The organism is Clostridium sulfidigenes, from assembly GCF_052067195.1.
In the GTDB taxonomy this organism is placed as follows: domain Bacteria; phylum Bacillota; class Clostridia; order Clostridiales; family Clostridiaceae; genus Clostridium_J; species Clostridium_J sulfidigenes.
The window spans coordinates 324,790-349,379 of sequence record NZ_JBQHQR010000003.1 but is presented as its reverse complement, the minus strand read 5'-3'; the positions used below and the strand labels follow the sequence as shown (position 1 = coordinate 349,379).

General features: G+C 29.0%; 22 protein-coding genes and 2 riboswitches. Of the genes, 9 read left to right on the top strand and 13 right to left on the bottom strand.

Going from position 1 to position 24,590, the window contains the following annotated elements; all coding sequences use genetic code 11:
• Positions 1-282 precede the first annotated feature (282 nt).
• From ACTNBA_RS05450 to ACTNBA_RS05430, 5 genes are all read right to left on the bottom strand, one after another.
• Positions 283-858 carry a xanthine phosphoribosyltransferase gene (locus tag ACTNBA_RS05450; protein ID WP_035132017.1) on the bottom strand — a complete coding sequence of 192 codons (576 nt, stop codon included), beginning with the start codon at positions 856-858 and terminating at the stop codon, positions 283-285.
• Positions 858-2,204 (bottom strand): uracil-xanthine permease family protein, encoded by a 1,347-nt coding sequence (locus ACTNBA_RS05445; protein ID WP_441072952.1) that lies wholly within the window; start codon positions 2,202-2,204, stop codon positions 858-860. The genes ACTNBA_RS05450 and ACTNBA_RS05445 overlap by 1 nt, the downstream gene beginning before the upstream one ends.
• Before the next feature lie 137 nt (positions 2,205-2,341).
• Positions 2,342-2,443, bottom strand: a riboswitch (purine riboswitch).
• A 69-nt stretch (positions 2,444-2,512) separates the two neighbouring features.
• Positions 2,513-5,314 (bottom strand): YhgE/Pip domain-containing protein, encoded by a 2,802-nt coding sequence (locus tag ACTNBA_RS05440; RefSeq protein ID WP_441072951.1) that lies wholly within the window; start codon positions 5,312-5,314, stop codon positions 2,513-2,515.
• A gap of 204 nt (positions 5,315-5,518) precedes the next feature.
• Complete coding sequence (locus ACTNBA_RS05435) at positions 5,519-6,088, bottom strand: TetR/AcrR family transcriptional regulator (protein WP_035132024.1); 570 nt, start codon at positions 6,086-6,088, stop codon at positions 5,519-5,521.
• A gap of 156 nt (positions 6,089-6,244) precedes the next feature.
• A complete protein-coding gene (locus tag ACTNBA_RS05430) occupies positions 6,245-8,662 on the bottom strand; it encodes a PAS domain S-box protein (RefSeq protein WP_441072950.1) in 2,418 nt (805 codons plus the stop codon).
• Between the two features lie 393 nt (positions 8,663-9,055).
• Between ACTNBA_RS05430 and ACTNBA_RS05425 the strand changes: the two genes are divergently transcribed.
• The 4 genes from ACTNBA_RS05425 to ACTNBA_RS05410 are packed head-to-tail and all read left to right on the top strand — an operon-like array spanning position 9,056 to position 11,860.
• Complete coding sequence (locus ACTNBA_RS05425; RefSeq protein WP_150841796.1) at positions 9,056-9,421, top strand: GntR family transcriptional regulator; 366 nt, start codon at positions 9,056-9,058, stop codon at positions 9,419-9,421.
• Between the two features lie 2 nt (positions 9,422-9,423).
• Positions 9,424-10,191, top strand: a complete 768-nt coding sequence (locus tag ACTNBA_RS05420) for an ABC transporter ATP-binding protein (RefSeq protein ID WP_441072949.1) — start codon at positions 9,424-9,426, stop codon at positions 10,189-10,191.
• A 9-nt stretch (positions 10,192-10,200) separates the two neighbouring features.
• Positions 10,201-10,917, top strand: a complete 717-nt coding sequence (locus ACTNBA_RS05415; protein WP_441072948.1) for a hypothetical protein — start codon at positions 10,201-10,203, stop codon at positions 10,915-10,917.
• A gap of 28 nt (positions 10,918-10,945) precedes the next feature.
• Positions 10,946-11,860 (top strand): DUF4097 family beta strand repeat-containing protein, encoded by a 915-nt coding sequence (locus tag ACTNBA_RS05410; RefSeq protein WP_441072947.1) that lies wholly within the window; start codon positions 10,946-10,948, stop codon positions 11,858-11,860.
• A 193-nt stretch (positions 11,861-12,053) separates the two neighbouring features.
• Here the strand turns inward: ACTNBA_RS05410 and ACTNBA_RS05405 are convergent, their stop codons facing one another.
• A complete protein-coding gene (locus ACTNBA_RS05405; protein ID WP_441072946.1) occupies positions 12,054-13,415 on the bottom strand; it encodes a short-chain fatty acid transporter in 1,362 nt (453 codons plus the stop codon).
• Positions 13,416-13,907: 492 nt separating this feature from the next.
• Between ACTNBA_RS05405 and ACTNBA_RS05400 the strand changes: the two genes are divergently transcribed.
• Positions 13,908-14,189 (top strand): hypothetical protein, encoded by a 282-nt coding sequence (locus tag ACTNBA_RS05400; RefSeq protein ID WP_346847571.1) that lies wholly within the window; start codon positions 13,908-13,910, stop codon positions 14,187-14,189.
• 77 nt (positions 14,190-14,266) lie between these two features.
• On the opposite strand, the gene ACTNBA_RS05395 is transcribed toward ACTNBA_RS05400, so the two are convergent.
• A complete protein-coding gene (locus tag ACTNBA_RS05395) occupies positions 14,267-14,443 on the bottom strand; it encodes a (2Fe-2S)-binding protein (protein WP_441072945.1) in 177 nt (58 codons plus the stop codon).
• Positions 14,444-14,602: 159 nt separating this feature from the next.
• Positions 14,603-14,923 (bottom strand): (2Fe-2S)-binding protein, encoded by a 321-nt coding sequence (locus ACTNBA_RS05390; RefSeq protein WP_346847572.1) that lies wholly within the window; start codon positions 14,921-14,923, stop codon positions 14,603-14,605.
• Between the two features lie 255 nt (positions 14,924-15,178).
• A riboswitch (cobalamin riboswitch) is annotated at positions 15,179-15,347 on the top strand.
• Between the two features lie 133 nt (positions 15,348-15,480).
• Here ACTNBA_RS05390 and ACTNBA_RS05385 point away from each other — a divergent pair.
• The 3 genes from ACTNBA_RS05385 to ACTNBA_RS05375 are packed head-to-tail and all read left to right on the top strand — an operon-like array spanning position 15,481 to position 18,367.
• The gene (locus tag ACTNBA_RS05385) at positions 15,481-16,506 is read left to right on the top strand and encodes an ABC transporter substrate-binding protein (protein WP_441072944.1); all 1,026 of its coding nucleotides are present in this window, start codon (positions 15,481-15,483) and stop codon (positions 16,504-16,506) included.
• A gap of 8 nt (positions 16,507-16,514) precedes the next feature.
• Positions 16,515-17,603, top strand: coding sequence for a FecCD family ABC transporter permease (locus tag ACTNBA_RS05380; RefSeq protein WP_441072957.1), 1,089 nt, complete (start codon positions 16,515-16,517; stop codon positions 17,601-17,603).
• Complete coding sequence (locus ACTNBA_RS05375) at positions 17,603-18,367, top strand: ABC transporter ATP-binding protein (protein ID WP_441072943.1); 765 nt, start codon at positions 17,603-17,605, stop codon at positions 18,365-18,367. Before ACTNBA_RS05380 ends, ACTNBA_RS05375 begins: the two co-directional genes overlap by 1 nt.
• 81 nt (positions 18,368-18,448) lie before the next feature.
• Here the strand turns inward: ACTNBA_RS05375 and ACTNBA_RS05370 are convergent, their stop codons facing one another.
• The 4 genes from ACTNBA_RS05370 to ACTNBA_RS05355 form a co-directional block, all read right to left on the bottom strand.
• On the bottom strand, positions 18,449-20,437 hold the full coding sequence (locus tag ACTNBA_RS05370) for a methyl-accepting chemotaxis protein (RefSeq protein ID WP_441072942.1): 1,989 nt from the start codon (positions 20,435-20,437) through the stop codon (positions 18,449-18,451).
• 347 nt (positions 20,438-20,784) lie between these two features.
• Positions 20,785-21,435: an FMN-dependent NADH-azoreductase gene (locus tag ACTNBA_RS05365; RefSeq protein ID WP_346847576.1), complete on the bottom strand. Its 651-nt coding sequence runs from the start codon at positions 21,433-21,435 to the stop codon at positions 20,785-20,787.
• A 127-nt stretch (positions 21,436-21,562) separates the two neighbouring features.
• The gene (locus tag ACTNBA_RS05360) at positions 21,563-22,423 is read right to left on the bottom strand and encodes a rubredoxin-like domain-containing protein (RefSeq protein WP_441072941.1); all 861 of its coding nucleotides are present in this window, start codon (positions 22,421-22,423) and stop codon (positions 21,563-21,565) included.
• A gap of 102 nt (positions 22,424-22,525) precedes the next feature.
• A complete protein-coding gene (locus tag ACTNBA_RS05355) occupies positions 22,526-23,047 on the bottom strand; it encodes a hypothetical protein (protein ID WP_441072940.1) in 522 nt (173 codons plus the stop codon).
• Positions 23,048-23,217: 170 nt separating this feature from the next.
• On the opposite strand from ACTNBA_RS05355, the gene ACTNBA_RS05350 reads away from it, so the two are divergent.
• On the top strand, positions 23,218-23,697 hold the full coding sequence (locus tag ACTNBA_RS05350) for a TspO/MBR family protein (protein ID WP_441072939.1): 480 nt from the start codon (positions 23,218-23,220) through the stop codon (positions 23,695-23,697).
• Positions 23,698-23,930: 233 nt separating this feature from the next.
• Here ACTNBA_RS05350 and ACTNBA_RS05345 read toward each other — a convergent pair whose 3' ends face one another.
• Positions 23,931-24,515 carry a hypothetical protein gene (locus ACTNBA_RS05345; RefSeq protein ID WP_150841786.1) on the bottom strand — a complete coding sequence of 195 codons (585 nt, stop codon included), beginning with the start codon at positions 24,513-24,515 and terminating at the stop codon, positions 23,931-23,933.
• Positions 24,516-24,590: the final 75 nt, after the last annotated feature.

The window sequence follows — 24,590 nt, the reverse complement described above, 5'->3', positions numbered from 1 at the left end:
AGAAAAAGAATTCATGGTTCTATTGGTTATATAACGCCTCAAGCTAAAGAAGATTTAGTTAAGGCGTCAAATTTATAGAAATATCGTGTCCAAAATATTGACGTAAGTCCATCATTTATCAGATATGACTATATAAAATTTTAACTATATCTATAGTTATATATAAAACTAGTTAAATAGTTAAATAGTTGTTGTCATAGTGCGGGTTTGCGAGATTCATGAATATGCAATATGGATACTAGCGTATTACAAAATAAAAAAGGTGCCCATGCACCTTTTTTATTATTCTTCTACAAATTCTATAATATCTTTACCAAGCTTACTCACTCTTGCTAGTGAATATACTTCATAGCCTTTATCTTCAAGATTTTTACGACCTGGTTGGAAGGATTTTTCTATGACTATTCCAATTCCTGCAACCTTTGCTCCAGCTTCTTCTACCAATCTTATAGCGCCTTGTGCTGCTTCTCCATATGCTAAGAAATCATCTATTATAAGTATATTATCCTCTGGTGATATAAATTTCTTTGATAAAGTTAACTCATAATCTACAGCTTTAGTAAAAGAATGTACTGTAGTTTGATATACATCTCCACTTAAAATCTTAGATGTTTGTTTCTTTAGTGTTACCATTGGTAATTCCATTTGAAGTGCGGTCATAACTGTAGGAGCTATCCCTGAACTTTCAATGGTAAAGATTTTAGTTATTCCATGGTTTTCAAAATGTTCTTTAAAGGTTGTTCCTATTTCCTGCATTAATTTAGCATCTACTCCATGGTTTAAGAAAGAATCTACCTTTAATACAGATTCATTTAACGCATGTCCATCTTTTAATATGCGATTTTTTAAAGTTTCCATTATGCCACCTCACTTTTTTCTACTTTTATTTTCTCTACTTTATCTTCTTTTAATACTAAATTTAATATTAAAGCAGTTATAGTTCCTGTAGATATTCCTGATGAGAAAATCATCTTTAATCCTTCTGGTAATTGTGCTATAACATCTGGCCTAAAGGTAACTCCAAGACCTAAAGCTATAGATGTAGCTATTATAAGTAGATTTCTTTCAGTAAGTCTTACTCTACTTAAAGTCTTTATTCCTGCTGCTGCAACAGTTCCAAACATTACTATTCCAACTCCACCAAGAACTGGTTGTGGTATTCCACTTATTAGACCTGCTAGTTTAGGTAAGAAACCTAAAATCACCATAATTATTCCTGCCATAACTGCAACGTGTTTGCTTGCTACCTTTGTTAATGCTATTAATCCTACATTTTGGCTAAAGGTAGTATTTGGGAAAGAACCTACTACTCCACCTAACATACTTCCTATACCATCTGCCAATACACCAGCACCCACACGTTTTTCATCCATGTGTATCTGAGAGGTTTCTCCAATAGCCTTAAGACATCCAACAGTTTCTATAGTAGTTACAAAATATGCTGGAATAAATGCAATTACAGCTTTTATATCAAAGGTTACTCCATATTCAAATATTTTAGGGAATGAAATCCAACTAGCTTCTTTAATAGCTGTAAAACTCACTAAGTCTAAGGGAATACAAATTATATATCCCGCAACCATCCCAATTAAAATGGATGCACTACTAACCATACCTTTTCCATATCTATTTAAAATCAAGGTAAAAATTAAAACAAACATGGCTATTGATAAATTCTTAATACTACCATAATCTGCAGCTCCAACTCCACCCGCAGCCCAATCAATAGATACTGGTAATAATGTAAGTCCAATCAAACATACCACTGTTCCCGTAACTATTGGCGGAAATAATTTCATAAGAGGTTTAATAAAGTAACTTAAAATAATTTCAAAGAATGCTCCTAAAATAGTAGCTCCAATTATTCCTGGAAGTCCAAGTACTGTTCCCACCGAAATAGCTGGTGAAACGAAGGTAAAGTCTGTACCCATGATACAAGCAACCCTTGAACCTATAACTCCGAAACCTCTAGCTTGAATTATAGTAGCAATACCGGAAGCTAAAATTGTTGCACTTATTAATGTTGTAGTTATTTTTGCATCAAATCCTAATGCACTTGCTATTACTAGAGGCACTACTACTATCCCTCCAAAAGCTGCAAATATATGCTGTAAACCAAATAATATCTTTTTAACTAAAGTTGGGTTATCATCAACACCATAAGTTAATCCAATATCATTAGTTAATAGTTCTTCATTATTCATAAGTTCATCTCCTTTTAGATATTGTTTTAATTTTATCTAAGGGTTAGCTACTTCCTTAGATTTATTTAAATCAAAAAATAAAAGCACCTCAATAAAAATTGAGGTGCTGTGATTCATCACTATAATGCCTATAGTTATAATAAAATACAACTCCCCGTAGTCTGCAAATTTATGGTTTGCAGGTAGAAACTTTCGGACCATATTACCGATTATATACGAGTCTTACCAATTGTATTGTCATTATAACACGAACATTTATATTTTACAACCAGCTATTGTTAGGATTTTTTGTAATAATAAGTTTATTGTTACATTGATTGTTCTTTTATATTTTCCACTGATTTTCCTTTTCTTCCTTCAATTATATTTTGGAGATTTTCCCCTGCATTTTTAAATACTATTGATATTGTTAAAAATACAAGAAGAACAATTCCAAGGATTAAGAAATCTTTTCCGACTATTCCATAATTAATTGTATTGGCTGAAATAACTTCTCTTAATAATTCTACACTATAAGTAAATGGCATATATGGATTAATCACTTTAAAGAATTTAGGTACTATCTCTAGTGGGAATGTACCTGCACAAGCTGTTAGCTGAAGTATTAATAATACTATTCCTAAAAGTCTTCCTGCATCTCCAAATAGGGATATTAAACATTGAATTATTGCTATAAATACCAATGATAAGAATACTATGGATGCAAAATACATACCTGTACTTGTTGGGGTTAATCCTAGCCCCATCACAACTGCACTTACAAGTAATGCTTGTAATAAACCTATAAATCCAAAGGATAAGTATTTACCTATAACTTTATCAAACTTGGATAAATTAGCATCATCATCAGTTTTAGCTGAGATAACGAAGAACATCATTATTGCACCTATCCATAAAGATAGTGATATAAAGTATGGTGCAAAACCTGTTCCATAGTTAGGCACTTTATTTATTGGTTCATTTTTCATATTTATTGGAGCTGATACAAAGTCACCCATTTCCTCAGAGGAATTTTTAAGTCCGGATTTCATCTCTCCTGCACCATCTTTTAAAGCAGTTGCAAGCTCATTTGATCCTTTATATAACTTATCTACTCCATCTTCTAGTTGTGGTACTTTTCCTGTTAACTCTGACACTCCATCATATAACTTGTTTTGTCCATCTACTAGTGCATTAGAACCATCTACTAGTTGATTTGAACCATTATATAAAGCTTGTATTCCACCACTTAAAGCTGGAACATTGCTTCTTAACTGTCCAAGACCTCCGTTTAATTCGCCAGATCCACTATATAAAGCTTGTATTCCGCCACTTAAAGTTGGAATATTGCTTCTTAGCTGTCCAAGACCGCCATTAATTTCACTAGATCCACTATATAAAGCTTGTATTCCACCACTTAAAGCTGGAACATTGCTTCTTAGCTGTCCAAGACCACCATTAATTTCACTAGATCCACTGTTTAACTTATTGATTCCTGCATTTAAACCAGACATATTGTCTGATAATGATTTTAATCCAGCTCCAAATGAATCTTTAGTATTTTCGTTAAGTCCAGCTTCTAAGGAATTTAAGCCTCCACTGATTTTGTTTACTCCTGCACCAATGTTATTAACATTATCTATTAAAGCTAATGTACCTGTTGCAAAGTCATTAACCTTACCATTGTACTCCCCTAGTTTATTACCAAATTCCTCAGTTCCAGCTTGTAATGCTTGTATCTGCTTTGGTGTTTCACTAGTTTCTTTACTTAGATCTTGTATCTTTTTAAGTGCATCTTGAATATTAGGGTCTTTTGCTACCTCTGGATTTGATTGAACTGCTGTTACAATACTCTTAGCTATTTTATCCATTTTTTCTGAAGATGTATTAACTCCACTTATAAGCTCATTAACTCCATCTGTAACTGATTGATATCCTTTATTTATACCTGATGATGGCGCTACCCCATTATCACTGGCAGCTTTTAATTTTTCTCCACCTTCTTTTAATTTTTTTACTCTACTTTCTCCATCTTTTAACTTGCCATTTAACTCATTAGCTCCATCTTTAAGTGAATTTACATTTGGATAAATTGTTGTATTAAATGCACCATAAAGACCTTTACTTCCTGCTGTTAATGCAACTGACCCATTTGCTGCAGTTCCTAGTCCATTTTTCAATTCCTGTGAACCAACATATAACTTATCTACTCCAGAGCTTAAGGCTGGAACCTTACTATTTACTTCTGATAGTCCATTTTTCAATTCCTGTGAACCAGCATATAACTTATCTACTCCAGAGCTTAAAGCTGGAAACTTACTATTTACTTCTGATAGTCCATTTTTCAATTCCTGTGAGCCATTATATAGCTTTTCTACACCTGAACCTAAAGTTGGCACCTTACTATTCACTTCTGATAAGCCATTATTTATTGACTTTATTCCAGAGTTAAGAGCACCTTGTCCATCCTTTAATTGTGCTGAACCATCTCCAAGTTTATTAGCACCTTCCGCTAGCATAGGTACCTTTTCATTTAGTTCACCAATTCCATTATAAAGTTTTTCACTTCCATCAGCTGCCTTTATAAATCCATCTTTTGCTTCATATAGCTTATCAAAAGCAACAGTGACATAGTTGCTTGAAATTGTTCCTACAATTTCTTCTTTTAGTAACTTTTCAACCTGTGAATTGATTTGAGCTGCTAAAAAGTTTTTCTTTTCGTTACAAACAAATTGTAAATCTGCTACCTGAGGCTTACCTTCTTTTGCAGCCACAACACTTTCTGAAAAATCTTCTGGAATTACAAATTTAGCATAATACCCTTGTTTTTCTAAACCTTCATTGGCTTTTTCATTGCTAGTAAAATCCCAGCCAACCTCTTCATTTCCCTTTAAGTTTTCTACAATGTCCTCACCGTAGTTTACCTGTTCTCCATCAAGTAAGGCACCACCATCTTCATTAACTACAGCTATGGTCATGTCTTGAATTCGTGCATAAGGATCCCAAAATGCATCTAAGTACAACAATGAGTATAGTAATGGTACTATAATAATTGCAATAACCGATACTCTTATGAATCTGTTCTTAAAAATGCTTTTTATATCCTTACCGGCAATTTTTAAAAAGTTCACACTATCACCTTCTTTAATTTTTTATACTTTACAGTCAATATTATATATATACTATTTTTGCACTGACTAGTCAATATTATTAAAGAATATTTTTACTGTTATCCTTTTCAAAAATATTAAAAAAGAGCTCTCTAACTTGCTATTCTCCTAGTTAGAAAACTCTTCTATTAAAATCGTATATTTTTTTTATTTATATTTGATATCTCAAGATAATCTTATGTCATAGTTAATGTAATCCATAAATTTTTCTACTACTTCATCATGATTATAATTATCATTATTTATAATTTCATAGAGTGCAGATGAAAATAATACCCCTATAAAGCAGTAACTTAATATATCTGAATCTTCGTCAGAAATATTTCTACTCTTTGTAATTCCTTCTAAAAATTTAGAATTCATATTAATTAAGTTCATTACCTGCTCTCTTATTTCTTCATGACGTTCCTTTTGTCCCCATACCTGACTCATTATTACTCTAAATAAATCCTTATTAATATACACATATTTTAACTGAACCCTAGCAGATTCCTTCAATCTTTCTATAGGATCACTTATTTCTTTTATGGATTCTTCAACTTCACTGTTTATTAAATCAATTCCTGTCTGTACGACAAAATAAAATAATTCCTCTTTACTTTTAAAGTGATAATATAAAGTTCCCTTTGCAACTCCAGCTTCGCTTGCTACTTCATCCATAGTGGCACTCTCGTAACCATTGCTTGAAAATACTTTTATTGCGGCCTCAAAAATAATTTTTCTAGTCTTATTCATAATATACGCTTCTATCCATCATGATATGAAGCAACACAACTCCTTATAATTTATATTTTATCTTTTAGTAATATAAACATTATTATATCATAATATTTATATACTACTAAATAATAAACTAAAATAAAATTTCTAATAATGATTTTAGGAGTCACATTAATTGTATATGTCCGAAAATTCTATATTGCATTTTTCTACCTTTGAACTTATCATCTCACTTTTATGAGGCACATGGTCTTTTTCGCCCTCCTCCATTTCTACAATCCTTATTGGAAGATAAAATGTAAATTTAGTACCTTCACCAACCTTGCTTGTCACATTAATGCTGCCACCATGCATTTCAATTAAGGATTTAACCAGTGATAATCCAATTCCACTACCTTCATATCTTCTTTCTGAAGTATCATCTGCTTGAATAAATCTATTAAATACCAAATTTACCTTTTCATTTTCTATTCCTTCTCCATTATCCATAACTGATATGAAGACTTTCCCATCATCAATACCTAAATATACTTCAATTCTTCCATTTACCTTTGTATACTTAATTGCATTGGATAATAAATTAAGCATTATTCTCTCAATTTTATCTGGATCACAAGCAATTATTTCTTCTTCAATTTCTGTATCAAATATTAATTCTATTCCTTTATTCTCAACATACTGAGCTACAGAGATGGTAATATCTTCTACAACATTAACAATATTATGATTTTCAAGTTGTAATTTATAATATCCTGCATCTATCTTAGTTATATCTATTAGATTATTAACAAGCCTTAATAGTCTATAAGAATTTTGTTTAATAGAATTCATGTATCTTTTTAAAGCCACGCCTTTGTCAGCACGAATACGCTCTTTTTCTATATTACTATTTATAAGTTGCATAGTTGTAAGAATAATATTTAATGGAGTTTTAAATTCATGAGATATATTTGAAAAAAACTCACCTTTAATTTTCTCTAATTTTATTGCTTCTTCATAATTTTTTCTTTGCTCTTCTAGTTGATGCTGCTCTGTTACATCCTTACCTGTACAAATAGATATTCCTCTACTTTTTAAATATCTACTATTCCATTGAATCCACTTTGAATCTCCATTTTTGCACATAAGTCTAATCTTAAAACTCATTATCTTTTCTTCTGTTTTTAATTTTTTTATAAATTCATTCTTTAATTCTAAATCCTCTGGGTGAATTATATCTGTCCACTTCATCTTTAAAAGTTCCTCTTTGCTCCATCCTAAAGTCTTTTCCCACCCTGAATTTAACTTTCTATGGTTTCCGTTTTCTCCAATTATAACCATCAAGTCAATAGCAGTATCTAAAAATAATTGTAGCTCACTTTCTGTTTCCATACGTTTTTTAAGTTCTAACTTAATCTCTTTAGATAAAATATCATTTTTTATTATTACTGCGATTTGATTACACAATACTTTTATAAAATTATGGTTATTTAGTTTTTTACCATCCATTTCACTATATAAGAAATTCATTACACCGATAATTCTATTATTATATTCAAGTTTATATATTCCAACAAACTTTACACCTTTTTTTTCTAATATGTCTTTATTAGGATAATTTTTTCTATCACACAGTGGCTTTAATCCCTCGCCACCCTCTTCTATAAATAATCTATCCAATTCTTCATAGGTTATTGGAAACTCTATATTGTTAATATCTATTTCATTATATTTTCCTAGATAACATTTACAACTAAGTTTACCTTCCTTATCATCATAGGCCCAGATATTTATAGCATCTGCACCTAGTTTTTGGATAATATCTTCTTTTAAATTATCAAATCTTCCACTACTTTCATTATAACCATTGCTTACTACTTCACTTAAAGCATAAAATTGTTTATGACTATCTAACAATTCTGATTCTATCTTCTTGTTAAAAGTTATATCCCTTGAAACACCAATTATATACTTTACTTCTCCATATTGGTCTAATATTGGAGCCTTATAAGTTTCAAGCCACATATCACCTTCTGAATTATGAATCGCTCTTTCATATAGTATTGGTCTTTTATCAACAATTACTTCATGATCTGTTTCACTTGAATAATCACATTGGTCTTCATCACAAAAGTTCCAGTCATAAGATCCTATAACCCTCTCCTTATCAACATCCAAGTTTTTTACATATTGAGTATTTGCATATATATATTTGCCCTCAACATCCTTCATCCACATGCTATATGGTAGCTTGTCTAGAAGTATTTCTAAACTTTTTTTACTATATATTTCTTTTTCTTTTAATGTAACAAAAAAAGCTGACTCTCCGCACCACATTCCTTTGTTAACATTTACATCACAGTGAATTTTGCCTAACCCTTGTAAAGAAAGCGTATACTCTATAACTCTATTAGTATACATTTCAAAATTACATATAAGTTCCCTTAGTATATCCCTATCTTGTTGTAAAGCTATGTCTCTATAAGATTTTTGTAAGTCTTTTTCATTTAATTCAAACCGTTCTATTAACTTAGAGTTTGCAAATAGAACTTTTTCTTTACTATCAACTACTAATATCATTTCATCTAGACTATTAAAAACCTGTTCCATAAACTTCCATCTCCTTTATTATATCTTTCTTCACTGCACTGAAATTATTATAAAAGTTAATTTTTATAGCTTTTTATCATATATGTATATTTATTTATATTATATCTCCATATTTCTCTACAAGTGTATATTCACACTACCAATTATACATTTTAAAGTAATATATTACAATATATAGTAACAAATTAATGACATGAATTATTATATATTGGATTATTTTGTAGTATTTTATCTTCTAAATTGCTTATTTCCTTATAAATTAGAGAAAACAAGAGTAATTTACATCTATTTTACTCTAATCAGATTATATGGCACTTTTTAATAATACCATTTAAGTCAGTACTAGTGTATCATGTAATTAAGACACTATAACTGATAAGATGAGGTGATGAAATGGAGTTAGAATTAAACTCAAAGGAACCTATATATATTCAGATAAAAAATTACATGAAAATGAAAATTGTTTCTGGAGAACTTAAAAAAGGGGAGAGATTATTGTCTGTTAGGGATTATGCCAGTGAACTCAAAGTTAACCCAAACACTATATTAAGAGTTTATTCTGAGCTTGAAAATGAAGGATTAATAAATACTCAAAGGGGTATCGGAAAATTTTTAACAGAGGATGAAACTATAATAGATAATCTAAGAAAAGAATATTCTAAAGAATTACTAAGGGATTTTATCCACAAAAGTAAAACCTTAGGGTTTTCTAAAGAAGAAATTTTAGAACTAATTATGAATATGTATGAGGAGGAATAATCTTGAAGAATGATGCAACTACCATAGTAACTAAAGATGAACTTTTAAATAATGTGGATTTAAACACATTCAGTGATAATGTACTAGAAATAACTACTCTATCCAAAAATTTTGGAGCTAAGCATATTTTAAATGAAATAAGTTTTAACTTAAAAAAAGGAAAAGTTCTTGGAATCCTTGGCCCAAACGGTCAAGGAAAAACAACCTTGTTAAATGTTATATCTGGACTCTTTAAACCAACTCTAGGAACTGTAACTATTAACGGCATGTCAGTTGGAAGGGAAACTAAGCAGTTTGTTTCATACCTACAGGAAAAAGATTATCTATTTAAGTGGATGAAGGTAAATGATGCTATTAAGTTTTATAAAGATTTCTTTTATGATTTTAATGAATCTAAAGCTCTAAGCTTATTAAAATTTATGAATATCCAAACAGATGCAAAACTTAAATCATTATCTAAAGGAATGTTAGAAAAGGTTGCTCTTAGCCTAACCTTAAGTAGAAATTGCAACTTATATATCCTTGATGAACCTATTTCTGGAGTTGATATTATAAGTAGAGATAAGATAATTAATGCAATTATAGATAATTTAGATAGTAATGCTTCAATGATAATTACAACTCATTATGTAGGGGAACTTGAGCAGATTTTTGATGAAGTAATATTTTTAGGTGATGGCTCAATAATTGAAAAAGGCGATGCAGAAGAATTACGTATAAAGTACGGTACGTCTATAGACAAAATATATAGAAAGGTATTTGCAGAATAGGTGAATATTATGGAAAATAAAATAATTAAAAGTAAATCAATTAAAATGAAAAATATTTTTAGTATAGCTAAATATTCTTTTAGAACCTTGAGAATTATGTATTTAATAGAAGCTATTATTCTAGTTTTAGCTCTTGGGTCAAGTTCATTTTTGTCTAAGTTCACTCAAGGGTTAGATCTAATACCAGCTGTTTCAATTCTTATCGCTACGAATTTTATAGCTCATATAATAATATTTTCTATGCAATTATCAAAGGAATATGGGCGACTTTTATTTTTAGCTCCTATATCTGGTATAGATTTTATTCTAGGTAATCTTTTAGAATTAATTTTTATAAATCTTTTTATTACTATAATTGTAGCTTTAGGTGCTATGGTTAACTCTGGCAATTTCCCATCCATAGTTCTTAATATTTCATTATCTATGTCCTTAGGTACTATTATAAGTTATTTAATTATAACTGCATTAATCGCAATACTAGGTTCCTATATTAGAAGCACTGCTTTATGTGTATTGGCTGTAATAGGTGCTAGTATTGTTGGAAATATTATTTACTCCTTTATAGCTAATTTAATATTATACTTTTTACCTTATATGTATATGACCATAGGTAAATATGGAGCTATTGAATTAGATATATTTGCAATAATTATAGATATATTAGCCCTAATTATACTTCAAATAGTTGCTGCCAATAGAATAGACAAAAAACTAGATATAATTTAATTAATTTATTAAAATAGAGGTGTTTTTTATGAAGAAGAAACTTTTTATTATAATTCCTACTCTAATACTTACGACTACTCTTCTTGTGGGTTGTAATGTAGAGTTTGGTGTGAAATCTCGACCTAAGAATAGTAATTCAGTGAATTTTAATAATGATAAATTATTTGGGAATCTAGGTACAGACTTTCTAGATAATTTAGATGATATTAGTAATAACTTTGATGACTTTGATAATAATGGAAATTTAACCACCTATGATGAAGACATATCCAAAACCATTCCTATGAAAAATATAGAAGATATAGATATTGAAATCCATGCTTCTAATGTAAATATTAACTCCGTTGACAGTTCAGATTTTACTATAACTTGCAGGGGATCTAGTTCCTTTGTAGATAAAACCACAATTGATGTTATAGGAAATACCCTCAATATTAAAGAACATGGTGTAAATTCTTCTATAAACTTAGGCTTTTTTAATAAATCTACATCTAGAGAAATTACTATTAATGTTCCTAAAGATTTTAATAAGGATTTAGAATTACATGGTGGTGCTGGTAACATTTCTATTAATGGAATAAATATTAATAAATTAAAGGTTGAAGGTGGTGCTGGAAATCTTACCTTGAAAGATATAGTTTTTCAAGAACTAAAGCTTGAACAAGGAGTTGGAAATACAACCATAGATCTTTCTAACAAATGTGGTGATATAGATATTGATGGTGGTGTAGGTAATCTTTCCATTACCTTTGCTGAAGTTGGAGGAGACTTAACTTATGATGGTGGTGTAGGTAAAACTGTTATATCTATTCCAAATAATTCTCCTGTAAAGCTAGATACTTCTACTGGTATAGGTAGCATAGATATAAATGCCAAAACTTCTGGTGAAGATATATACACCTTTGATCTAAATGTAGGCGTAGGTAATCTGATTGTAAACTAACTAATTTATCATAAAATAACTTAGTGTGGAAAAATATTGAGCAAGTACTTATATTATTAAGGCTAAAGCGCCTCGTAATATTAAAGTACATGCTCAATATTTTATATAAGATTATTTATATATTTTTATAAAAGTCCTTTGTATTATATTGTAGACAGAATTTATTCTAAGTATATAGATTTATAAAATAATTCTACATACCTATAACAGTAAGGCCTACTGCAATTATCACTCCTGAGTATAATAAATCTATTATACAGTATCCCATAATATCCTTTGCTCCTAGACCTGCTATTCCAAGTGCTGGCAAAGCCCAGAATGGTTGAATCATATTTGTCCACGCATCTCCCCAAGCAATTGACATTGCTGTTTTAGCTGTGCTTACTCCAAGTTCTGCTCCAGCTGGCATCATTATAGGTGCTTGTACAGCCCATTGTCCACCACCAGATGGTACAAAGAAATTAACTAATCCTGCACTTAAAAATGAGAACATTGGGAATGTAACTTTATTTGAAATAGTTACAAACACATTTGACATTAATACAGCTAAAGATATCCCCTCTGCATTTGCTCCTGTCATCATGCCCATTATACCTGCGTAAAATGGAAACTGAAGTAATATAGGACCCGCTCCTTTAGCGCCCTCCATTAGAGCATTTATAAATCGCTTAGGAGTTCCATGTAACAAAATGCCTAAAAATAAAAATATAAAGTTTACTATGTTAAGGTTTAAATTAAATCCTGAAGTAATAAAATAATATAATATATAGGTAAATCCCATTATTGAAATTAACCAAGTAACTATCTTACTATTTTCTAACTTATCAGCTGGAGTCATATTTTCTTTTGGCATCTCTACAAACACTTCTTCATCCTCTAATAATCCTTTATCTATAACTACAACACTGCCCTTATCTGGGTGCATAGCTCTATTTATAAGTGGTAGAGTTACTACTAAAACGCCTACTATAACTAGATTAAATAGTGAAAATATAGTCTCACTAGTCGGTACTCCCGCAGCACTTACTGCTCCTGCTGTAGCTTTAACTAAAGATTCTCCACCAGTAGCAAGAGTTAATGGAATTGATGCTGATAGTCCAGCATGCCATAATAAAAAACCTGAATAAGCTGAAGCTATTAGAAGTCTATAGTCAACACCATCTACTTCCTTTGCAAGTTCTTTTGCAAATATTGCTCCTATAACTAATCCAAATCCCCAGTTTAATATACATGCTATAGAAGATACAAAAGTAACTAATAAGATTGCTTGGGTTGGTGTTTTGGGGATTCTAGCTAGTTTCTTTGTAATTTTTTTAAATGCTGGTGCACTAGCTAAGGTATGACCAAAAACAAGAACCAATGCCATTTGCATTGCAAATGCTAATAAACTCCAAAATCCATTTGTCCAATGAATAATCATAGATAATGGAGATTGTCCTGTGAATAAAACACCTGAAATAAAGATTATGAAAGTTAAAATGATACAAAATAAAAATGGATCTGGTAGGTAATTTTGAACTAATTTAACGCAACCATTTGTAAATTTTTTAAACATTTTCTTTCCCCCTTAATAAATATATGGATTTCTTTATATCAGCAAATAGTTATATTTTTTATGTAGCTATTTGTTGCTATCAATTATATTACTTTTATTGGGATAGTTAAATTTTTAACTATATTGACTATTTCAAGTCATGTATACCCAATCCATGTTTAGTATACCATATTTTCAATATTTTTAAAATATACATATTACTTTTTTTAAATTTTATTACTTAATAATACATATATAATACTTTTTTCATACAGCTTAATCTATGGTTCTTTATTTTATTAATACATGGGGTGAGTATATTCTTTCACTATATTTTTTAATATAACCATTTAAATTTTAAAATTGAATATCCATTAAATTCATTAAATATTATTTTGTAATTTGAGTAAACTATATAGAAAATAGAATTAAATTTTTCTTTTATTTTTTATAATAATTTCTACTATATGATACTAAATTTCATTTAAAATAATTTTATGGGAGGAGATTTTTATGAATAAAATAGGTGATGAAGTTAAAGAAGGTATGAATAAAGTTACTAGTGAAGTTAAGGATATGTATACTGAAGTTAAAATTCAGTATGGTGAAAAAAAGGAAGATATTAAAGAATTTATTTCAAATAAGAAATTTGTTCACGACCTTAAAAATCAAATGAAAGATGAAGTTAGAGAAGAAGGTCAATTAGCTAAAAACCTGTACAATAAAGCTATGGTTGGAGGGAAAACAATAGCTAAAGAATTAAAAAATGATGTAAAAAATCAGATGAAAAACTAATAAACATGAAAATTAATTTAGGTCTATATTGATATAACTAATTTATATATCAATATAGACCTAAAAATTTCTATTAATTATTTTTTTAATTCTTGGAGAATTTCTTCTATTTCACTAATACATCCTCCACAAACAGTTCCTGCTCCTGTAGTCTCCATTATATCATCTACTGTCTTAGCACCATCTTCAATGGCTTTCTTTATAGTATTATAGTCTACATCTTGACAAGTACATATAATTCTATTTTCTGACATTTATTCTTCCTCCTTAATATAGGCATATATGATTAACATAACTAATCATATATAATGTAATTATTCTATAATAGTATTACTATAAATCACATTTCAATACACTATATTTTTAGATTTTAGATTTACAGCTAATGAAATTGTTTGTAACATTAAAACATATTATTTATTTGATTCAATTAAACTCTCAATAACACATTTACATTTTCCACATGCTGTTCCTGCCCCTGTAGTTACACCTACTTTTTCTACGGTAGTATCTCCATTTTGTATTGCTTTCACCACCTCTTCAGTAGAAACATTTCTACATGTGCATACATCGCCTAATATTTTTTCAATTCTTTCAATACATCCTCCACAAACATCTCCTGCTCCTGTAGCAGCTTGAATATCTTCTACTGATCTAGCCCCTTGAGCCATAGCCTCTCTTACTTGAGCATAAGTAACCCCATTACATAAACATACGATTTGTTCTAGTGACATTTCATATTCCTCCTTAAATCTCTTATTTATATATTTCCATTATAACCTAATAGTTTTTATTAATCAATATTTATTATTACATATTTACTATTCGTCTTCCATGGTTGATATACCCACACTTCTATTCTTTGTTATTTTAAATAATATATTCAGTATAGAATATATTTGCGTCTGCCGGAAATTTAAAGAGTTCTTCCTTTCTATTCATTGACAACCTTTCTCAACTATGATAAAGTATGGATTGTTGAAATATAATAGTATATGAATGATATTGGTTTCAAAGGAAGATGGATGAAATTTCCACACAGTACCGCTACTGTAATTAGTGAGTATTAATTATTTATACCACTGAACTTTTGTTTGGGAAGGTTAATTAATATAATGATCTATAAGTCAGGATACTTACCAATATTAAAAATATCGATACTCTTCGAGTAAAGAGTGATATTCGCCATGACAACTATGCTTTTGTCTATGGTTTTATCAAGAGTATCCTTATATTCATACAAATTATAATATTTAACTGATTATAATTATAATGTTAAAGGAGAATTACAATGAAACATTTTAAAAAAATTACTTCACTTCTATTGAGCGTATTACTTATCCTTAGTCTAGTAGGTTGTAGTAATAGCAAATCTGATAAAAACACTTCTACTGAGAAATCTAATCCACCTCAAAATGAAATTAAAGATTCTCATTATCCAGTAACAATTGAAACTTATAACTTCAAAAAAGAACCTATAAAACTAACTTTTGATAAAGCGCCAGAAAAAGTTTTTGCTGTATATCAAAACTCTATAGAAACCCTTCTTGCTTTAGGTCTTGAAGATAAAATAGTGGCTGCTGCTGGTCTTGACCATCCTGTAAAGGAAGAATATAAAGCTGCTTTTGAAAAAATTAATTATTTAAAAGAATTTACGCCTTCAAAAGAAACTGTGGTTATGTCTGAACCAGACTTCATTGTTGGTTGGTATTCACTTTTTAAGGATAAAAATCTTGGTGATGTATCTTATTGGAATGATAATGGCACTAATACATATATATCTTTAAATAGTGGTATCTCTATAGAAAAAACTATTGATAATGAAATTACTGACATTTTAAACTTAGGAAAAATTTTCAATGTTGAAGATAAAGCACAAGCTCTAGTGAATAAAATTACTGAGTCCGTTGAAAATACTGCTAATTCAGTTAAAAATAAAGATAAACAAAATACTTTAGTTGTAGAATTCTTTGATGATAAAATCAGTACTTACGGAGCTAATACTTTAGCTGGTGATATGATAACAAAACTTGGAGCTAATTTATTAAATCCCGAAGGAAACAGTATTGGTAAAGAAGACTTAATAACTCTTAACCCTGATTGTATATTTGTAGTTTATATGGATAGAGGCGATGAAAACATTCCTCAACAAGAAGTAGATAAAATTTTAAAAGATGAATCTCTTCAAACACTTTCAGCTATTAAAAATAAAAGAGTATATCCTATATCTTTAGGAGAAATGTATTCTAGTGGCATCAGAACTATAGATGGAATAAATACTTTCTCTGAAGGTTTATATGGAACTTTAGGTAAGTAGTAATTATGATGATTAAAAATAAAAATTTACACGGAACTAGATATTCTAATATTTTTAAGAGAATGCCTATTTATATAGGTACTTCTCTTGTTCTTTTAATAATACTTATTCTTTCAATAGGACTAGCTGTTACTATTGGCTCAGTAAATATATCCATGAAAGAAGTATATGGGATTATTCTTTATAAACTTTTTAATATAGGTGAGCTCTCTACAAGTGCTGCTAAAATAGATGTTATATGGTTGATTAGAATGCCTAGAACAGTTTTAGCTATAGCTGTTGGAATGGGATTATCCGTAATTGGAATTGTAATGCAAGCCATTGTTAAAAACCCATTAGCCGACCCCTATATTTTAGGAATATCTTCTGGAGCATCCCTTGGGGCTACTTTAGCAATTCTACTCGGTATTGGCGCAAGTTTAGGTAGCAGTTATATTGGAATAATGGGATTTATAGGCGCTTTTTCTATCTCAATGCTAGTTTTAATGCTTTCTAATATAGGTGGAAGAACGAATTCTGTAAAATTACTTCTTTCCGGAATGGCTCTCAGCTCTGTATGTAGTGCATTTTCAAGCTTTATAGTTTATATTACCAATGATTCTCAAGGAATGAAAAACATTAGTTTTTGGCTTATGGGTAGTTTGGCTGGTGCTAATTGGAATGAAATTTCTTTTATACTTCCTATTATTTTTATAGGAACATTATTCTTTATGACCCAATATAGAACTCTAAATCTAATGCTTTTAGGTGATGAAGTATCTGTTACTTTAGGTACTGATTTACATAGATTTAGAATCATTTATTTAATTATTACTTCTTTAATGATTGGTGTAATAGTATATTCCTCAGGTATGATTGGATTTATTGGACTTATAATCCCCCATATAGTTAGAATACTATTTGGTACAGATCATAAAAAAATAATTCCTATAGGAGCTATACTAGGTGCAATATTTCTAATTTGGGCAGATGTACTATCTAGAATTATAATAAAAGGCACCGAGGTTCCAATTGGTATATTAATTTCTATGGTAGGTGCGCCTTGCTTTGTATGGCTTATGATAAAAAAATCCTATGGATTTGGAGGTATCAATTAATGCATATTTCAACAGAGAATATAAAAGTTAAAATTGGTGATACTGACATTCTAAAGGGGATTAATATTAATGCAAATAATAAAGAATTCATAGGAATCATTGGACCAAATGGTAGTGGTAAGTCTACCTTATTAAAGTGTATCTATAGAAGCTTAAAACCTAATAGTGGCATAATAAAATTAGATGATATTGACTTAAGCAAAATTTCAGTAAGAGAAAGCTCTAAAAAATTAGCTGTCCTTTCTCAACATAATAATTATAATTTTGATTTTTCTGTAAAAGATATATTACTCATGGGTAGGTCTCCACATAAAAAATTTTTAGATAGAGATACAAAAGAGGACTATGATATAATTTATGATGCCTTAGATAAAGTAGGAATGGTAAATTTTATAAATAGAAGTTTTTTAACTCTTTCCGGTGGTGAACAACAACGTATTATTCTTGCTAGAGCATTAGCACAACAAACTGAATGTTTGATCTTGGATGAGCCAACTAATCATTTAGATATAAAATATCAAATTCAGCTTATGAGTATTGTAAAAAATCTTAACATAGAAGTAGTGGCTGCAATTCATGATTTAAATATTGCAGCAATGTATTGTGACAAACTTTATGTTTTAAAAGAAGGTATAATCGTTGCTTATGGTACACCTAAAGAAATTCTTACTTCTAAGTTAATTAAAGATGTTTATGGAGTTGATTCAGTTATTATAGAAAATCCTACAACTACTTTATTAAATATTTGTTATAACCCTATGTAACAATAAAGGGTATCTCCACAACTTGAGATACCCTTTATTTTATCCATAATTTATTTCATTATTATAGTCTAAAAAATATTTCTACTTACTTACTTTAAAATGATTAATTAATTGCGATAAATCATGACAAGATTGTGATAATTCTTCAGAGTGTTGTGCTATACTTCCAAATACAACGCTTTGTTCATCTATAGAAGCACTAACTTCTTCAACGGTAGAGGCATTCTGTTGTGCATTATTTGAAATGTCTTCTACTCCACCTAAGATATTTCCACTATAGTTATTAATATCTTCTGTTCTATGACTTGTTTCTCTTATTAATTCAACTATTTCTTGTAACTCATCATTAATAGAATTAAAAGATTGTTCTGTACTTAATACAGCACTTGCAGTTTCTTTGTTTATATCATTAGCATAAAGTATTGCACTTTTCACATTATTAGTTTCTTTATTTATATTAGTTAAAGATTCCTTAATCTTATTTGTTGCATCACTAGATTGCTCTGCTAATTTTCTAACTTCTTCTGCTACCACAGCAAATCCTTTTCCAGCATCTCCAGCTCTGGCTGCTTCTATACTTGCATTAAGGGCTAGTAAGTTAGTTTGATCAGATATATTAGTTATCATATCGATAACCTTATCTATTTCTTGTAGCTTGTAAACTAATCCCTGGAATATGTCATTTACCTTATTAAGTTCAGTAGTGTTTTCATTAATTTTTATATTTAAATTACTTACATTTTCTAAGCCTAATTCTGATGCTGCTGTAGAAGAATTGGATAGTTCATTCATTTTATTGATAATATTATTAATATCTTCAATGGATTCATTAAGTTTTTCTACCTTGTCTACTATGCCTACAATAGTCTCTGCTTGATTTGAGGTATCTCTAGCTATTTCTGCAACTGCAGCATTTATCTCTTCTGTTGAAGCTGTAGTTTCTTCTGATATAGCACTTAGATTTTCACTAGCACTATTGATTTGATATATAGATTTTTGTACATTAGATACTATATTGTTAATATCCTTAACCATGCTATTGAAGTTATTAGTTACTTGTCCAATTTCATCCTTCAACTTAGATTTTATATCTACTGTTAAATCACCTTCTGCTACTAACTTTGCTTCCTTGGATAACTTAACTAAAGGATTAGATATTCTTTTTATAAGTATAAATAATATTATAGCTAATACTAGCATCACTACAAAAGTTATAGCCATAGTAAAATTATTAATTTCAATTATACTAGCTTGCATATCTTTCTCATTATATACAGCTCCTACTTTCCAATTGAAGTTTGGTATAGTATAGTAATATACTTCTAAATCTTCCTTACCTTCATTAAATTTATAAGAACCTGATTCTGATTTGAAAATCTCACCAAACATAGGTTGCTCTTTTAGGTTTTCATTTATTAATTTTGGATGGTATAGTGCAACTCCTTCATTGCTAACTAAAAATGCATAACCTTTGTATCCTACATTATGCTCTTTAACATTGTTTAAAGAGTTTTCTAGAGATAAATCAACAGCTAATACGCCCTTTACTTTTCCATTTTCAACTATAGCTTTTGCTGCTGTAATTACTGGAACATTATTGTCGGCATCAATATATGGTTCTGTCCATATTACATCTTCTGGACTTTCTGATGCCTTTATGTACCATTCTCTTTGGGTTACATCATAGTCTGCTGGCACTTCCCATGTAGGTTCTGCAAGCATACTTTTATCTTGAAATCCTACATATATGCTTAATATCTGTGAGTTAGATTCAGTATAATTCTTAAATAATGATGATACCTCTTCTAAAGCTACAGAATCCTTAAGCACTTCCTTATTAAAAGCACTTTCTTCTCCAATTAATTTTAAATCTTTTTCATACTGTAATAGCTCCTTTTCAAAGGACTTTCCTAATTCTGCTACTACTGTAGTTCCTCTTTCACTTGTATCTTCTTTAAGATTTTGTTTCATTATTATAGTAGTTGTTAATTGAGTTGTTAACATTCCAACTAACACTATGCCTACTATAAACACAGTCATTTTAGTTCCTAAACGCTTAAACTTAAACATAATTCTCCCCCTATAATTAATTCCAGTCTTACATATAAGTCATTGCTTACTCAACACATACAATTTTACTTTTTATATATTATTTTTTCTACAAGCATATATTTCATATCCATCTCCTTTCTTAGTCTAATTTTAAACTTCTTCAATATTCTATAATATATAACTATGTTAAAATTAAATAGTAATCTTATTAATAAAAATATATAATTTATTTGTTTATTAAAGGTTACACAATTATAATCGTATCAACGGAATTATAATAAACACTTTAGTAAAAAAAACATCCTATGTATACGCAAAAAAACTATTAATATGTAGGATATTAACAGTTTTTTGTAATATATTAATTATTTTTCCCAAATTTCTTCTATAAGTTTATTTACTTCTTTGTTAGCCTCTTCTATAGCTTCTCTTCTTTCTTCTTCAGTAAAACCTGTTCCATCCACCAATAGTTCCTCAAATTTTTTAATTCCTATATACTTCATTATATCTCTTACATAATCAAGTCCTTTATTAAAAATAGACCTTAACATCCATGGAATAGATGCCCCCGATGATTGGATATATACCATAGCCCTTGGTTTGTCATTTAATAGTCCTTCCATTTTGTTTTCTGATATTTTTATAGTTTTTCCATCCATAACTATACAATCAATATATTCTTTTAATGGAGCTGGAAAGGAAAGACTCCACATCGGCGCTGCTATTACATATAAGTCGGCTTCTTTGAATTGATCCACAAGTTTTACAATTTTATGAACTTCTTCTTGTTGTTTTTCATTCAACTTACTAAAATCTTCTTCCTTAATCATACAATTTCTTTTTTCAAAGTATTCATACTCAAGTCTAGGTATGTGACACTGATAAAGGTCTAATTCCTCTAGAATAAACTCCTTATGCTTTTCTAAAAATTTATTTACAAATGCTCTACCTACTGTTTTACTAGCAGATAACTCTTCTGGTTTAGAGTTTACAGTTATATACAATAACTTTTTCATAAATTTCACCTCTATAATTATTAATATTGCTATTCTTTGCTTTAAAGCTTAAAATATTCATAACTATTTAGGAGAATATAAAAAAATACAGGGATACTTCAAATATACTTTGAAATATCCCTGTAAACTACATTTTTGATAAGTCAGCAGATGGACCAAACATTTCATAATTTATATAATCCTCTGACACTCCCATTGCCTTTAAGGCATCATATATCATTTTCATAAACCCTAAAGGTCCACAGAAATAAAATTCTTCATCCTTTGATAGATTTTTTTCAATCCATTCCTTAGTTAAATATCCTTCAAATTGATAATCTTCCCCAAGTTTATCATTATCTGATGGCTTACTATAGAAAAATTCTACGTCTACATTATCATATTTTTTAGCTAAATCCCTTAGTTCATTTTTAAAAGTATGAACATTTGAATTTATAACTGCCTGAATAAATTTTACCTTTCGTCCTTCTTCTATAGCCTTATAAAGCATTGACATCACAGGCGTTATTCCAATTCCACCACTTATAAGCACTAAGGGTTTATTGTTATCCTTTAATATAAATTCGCCTAATGGTTCTGTTATTTCTACTTCATCATTTACATTTATATTGTCATGAAGATATCTGGAAATTAATCCTTTATCTTCTCTTTTAACACTTATTCTATAAAATTCTTCTCCTGGCTTCATAGATAAGGAATATTGTCTAACCTCACTAGATTTATCCCCTTCAGTTATTGGTTTTATAGAAATAAATTGTCCAGCTTTATGTGTTTTTAAAACTTTTTTATCTACAGAAGCTAAATAAAAAGATGTAACTACATCGTTTTCTTTAACCTTATTAAGCACTTTAAATTTACTAAACAAATTACTTTCCTTCAATTCTTCAAACATCTCTGACCCCACGCCACAGACTGGACAAACAAAATCACTTGGTAATTTTTCACCTTCATATATGTATCCACATACTTTGCAAATAAATTTTTTCATGTTGAATTCCTCCATATATACCCTATATTATAACTGTAATTTTCCTTATAGCTATATACTTATAGTATTACTAACTCATAAATTAGTCAATAATAGCTATTATTAAACAATAATTTCAACATCGCATTTCTTTGCAATATTAGTATATAAATCCAATACTTTATCTTCCTTATAAAAACATGGAAATTTTTTATTATAGTTACCCCATATAGTAAATGGGTATTTTGTGAAATATACAGTACAGAATAGAACTTCTCTAGTACTTAATTTAGTTATAAATGGTATGATGTCTTTTGTTAACCTAAAATAAATTGTGTCTCCCTGTAAAGTATCCTTAATACTTTCCATTATTTCTTTATCTTTTTCTTCCAATAACCCTATTAGTCTTTCCTTATCTTCTTTTTCTAAAGTAGAAAAATATAAATCTACAAAGGTGTTATCCTCACCATTTAATATTATAACTTCCTCCATAAATTTAATTATATTTTCCTCAGCTTCCTCTAAAGTTTTACTTTCTAACATTGCACTCTTATAATTATTAAATCCTTCATTAATGTTGTTAAATCTTATATTAACTATTTCTTTAAACTTATTCTCATTTACTGGATGTAATAAATTATTCATCTTAATCCCCTTCTATAATATGAGTTTCACTCACAAATAAATATTATGTAATTATATCTAAAATATATTCATAATAATATGATTATTATATAAGTACTAATTTATAATAGTTTTAATATACTTTATATGAACTCTAAATTTAAATTCTATAGCATTAAGGAGGTGAAAATATGTCAAATATATATACCATTAAATTAAAACCATTAATAATTAGTTTAATACTCAGTTTAGGAACCGGATTTCTCTCTTCACTACTTACAAGAAATAGTAGAGAAGTTTATGCTAATCTTATAAAGCCTGATTTAGCTCCTCCAGCTATTGTCTTTCCAATTGTGTGGACTATTCTTTTTATACTTATGGGTATTTCTGCCTATATAGTTTATGAATCAAATTCTCCATATAAAGAATATAGTCTTAAACTTTATATAGCTCAACTGATAGTCAACTTCTTTTGGTCTATAATATTTTTCAACTTAAATCAATTTACCTTTGCTTTCATTTGGATTTTGGTATTGATAGTATTAGTTTCCTTTATGATATATAATTTTTCTAAGATAAATAAATGTGCTGCATATTTACAGATACCATATCTTTTATGGCTAATATTTGCTGCGTACTTAAATTATAATATAATCCTTTTAAACATTTAAATATATTCAAATTTTAATTGCTACTTGCTACTTGCTACTACTCTATTATTTTACATTACATCACTTTGGAACTTATTACGCAAGAACAAATAAGATTAAATATAAATATTTTCTCACAAAATAAGGAATACCATATAAGAGTATTCCTTATTTTGCATTTTCCCTAAGTTTCAAATTAAAAATAAATCCTATGTATTTCTTATTGAAATTCTACTAAAAAATCTATTTTTATTTTACAAACTTCCACCTAACTGAGAAAATACGATTTCTTTGGTATTATCATCAAAATCTTTTCTTATAAGTACATCTCTTTCATCACATATGTATCTTGCATTTTCCTTTTCTAAAATATCCTTAAGAATTTTATCATAATCCTTAGGAAAGTAAAATTTCATAAGTGGAGCTATTATATTTTTATTACTTGAGAAATCACAATAATTCACATAGTCTCCTCTTAGGGTTATATTACACCAAGTTGAATTTTCTGTAATTAATACATCATAGTGCTTAAGTCCCCTTAAGTCTGAGCTATATATTAGAGAGCCCTGGTAATATTCTTTAAAAGAAAATTTCTCCTTTAAAAATTTAAAGTCTTCTAAAAAATTATCTGTAGATCCCTCTTTCCTATTATATTTATCTGTAGCAATTTCAAATTTATCTGAGGCACTTTTTATATAAATATGAGGTCCCTTTACATTTATGGAAAACCCAAAGACCTTTCTCAGTACCTCAAAGGGGATCCCCGTTTTCCCCTCATTATCTATTATTAATTGGTTTAAGGATAAAACTACATATTCATCTCCATTTTTATCTGCCACTAGACCTCGCCCCTAACATTTAATTTAACTATTATCATTTATTTCTATATATAATGTTATATTAAATATTATTTC

Bases quoted from the DNA above. Each gene is read 5' to 3' on its own strand.
- ACTNBA_RS05450 (WP_035132017.1), bottom strand. From the start codon at position 858: ATGGAAACTTTAAAAAATCGCATATTAAAAGATGGACATGCGTTAAAT.
- ACTNBA_RS05445 (WP_441072952.1), bottom strand. From the start codon at position 2,204: ATGAATAATGAAGAACTATTAACTAATGATATTGGATTAACTTATGGT.
- ACTNBA_RS05435 (WP_035132024.1), bottom strand. From the start codon at position 6,088: ATGAATAAGACTAGAAAAATTATTTTTGAGGCCGCAATAAAAGTATTT.
- ACTNBA_RS05430 (WP_441072950.1), bottom strand. From the start codon at position 8,662: ATGGAACAGGTTTTTAATAGTCTAGATGAAATGATATTAGTAGTTGAT.
- ACTNBA_RS05425 (WP_150841796.1), top strand. From the start codon at position 9,056: ATGGAGTTAGAATTAAACTCAAAGGAACCTATATATATTCAGATAAAA.
- ACTNBA_RS05415 (WP_441072948.1), top strand. From the start codon at position 10,201: ATGGAAAATAAAATAATTAAAAGTAAATCAATTAAAATGAAAAATATT.
- ACTNBA_RS05410 (WP_441072947.1), top strand. From the start codon at position 10,946: ATGAAGAAGAAACTTTTTATTATAATTCCTACTCTAATACTTACGACT.
- ACTNBA_RS05405 (WP_441072946.1), bottom strand. From the start codon at position 13,415: ATGTTTAAAAAATTTACAAATGGTTGCGTTAAATTAGTTCAAAATTAC.
- ACTNBA_RS05400 (WP_346847571.1), top strand. From the start codon at position 13,908: ATGAATAAAATAGGTGATGAAGTTAAAGAAGGTATGAATAAAGTTACT.
- ACTNBA_RS05395 (WP_441072945.1), bottom strand. From the start codon at position 14,443: ATGTCAGAAAATAGAATTATATGTACTTGTCAAGATGTAGACTATAAT.
- ACTNBA_RS05390 (WP_346847572.1), bottom strand. From the start codon at position 14,923: ATGTCACTAGAACAAATCGTATGTTTATGTAATGGGGTTACTTATGCT.
- ACTNBA_RS05385 (WP_441072944.1), top strand. From the start codon at position 15,481: ATGAAACATTTTAAAAAAATTACTTCACTTCTATTGAGCGTATTACTT.
- ACTNBA_RS05380 (WP_441072957.1), top strand. From the start codon at position 16,515: ATGATTAAAAATAAAAATTTACACGGAACTAGATATTCTAATATTTTT.
- ACTNBA_RS05375 (WP_441072943.1), top strand. From the start codon at position 17,603: ATGCATATTTCAACAGAGAATATAAAAGTTAAAATTGGTGATACTGAC.
- ACTNBA_RS05370 (WP_441072942.1), bottom strand. From the start codon at position 20,437: ATGTTTAAGTTTAAGCGTTTAGGAACTAAAATGACTGTGTTTATAGTA.
- ACTNBA_RS05365 (WP_346847576.1), bottom strand. From the start codon at position 21,435: ATGAAAAAGTTATTGTATATAACTGTAAACTCTAAACCAGAAGAGTTA.
- ACTNBA_RS05360 (WP_441072941.1), bottom strand. From the start codon at position 22,423: ATGAAAAAATTTATTTGCAAAGTATGTGGATACATATATGAAGGTGAA.
- ACTNBA_RS05355 (WP_441072940.1), bottom strand. From the start codon at position 23,047: ATGAATAATTTATTACATCCAGTAAATGAGAATAAGTTTAAAGAAATA.
- ACTNBA_RS05350 (WP_441072939.1), top strand. From the start codon at position 23,218: ATGTCAAATATATATACCATTAAATTAAAACCATTAATAATTAGTTTA.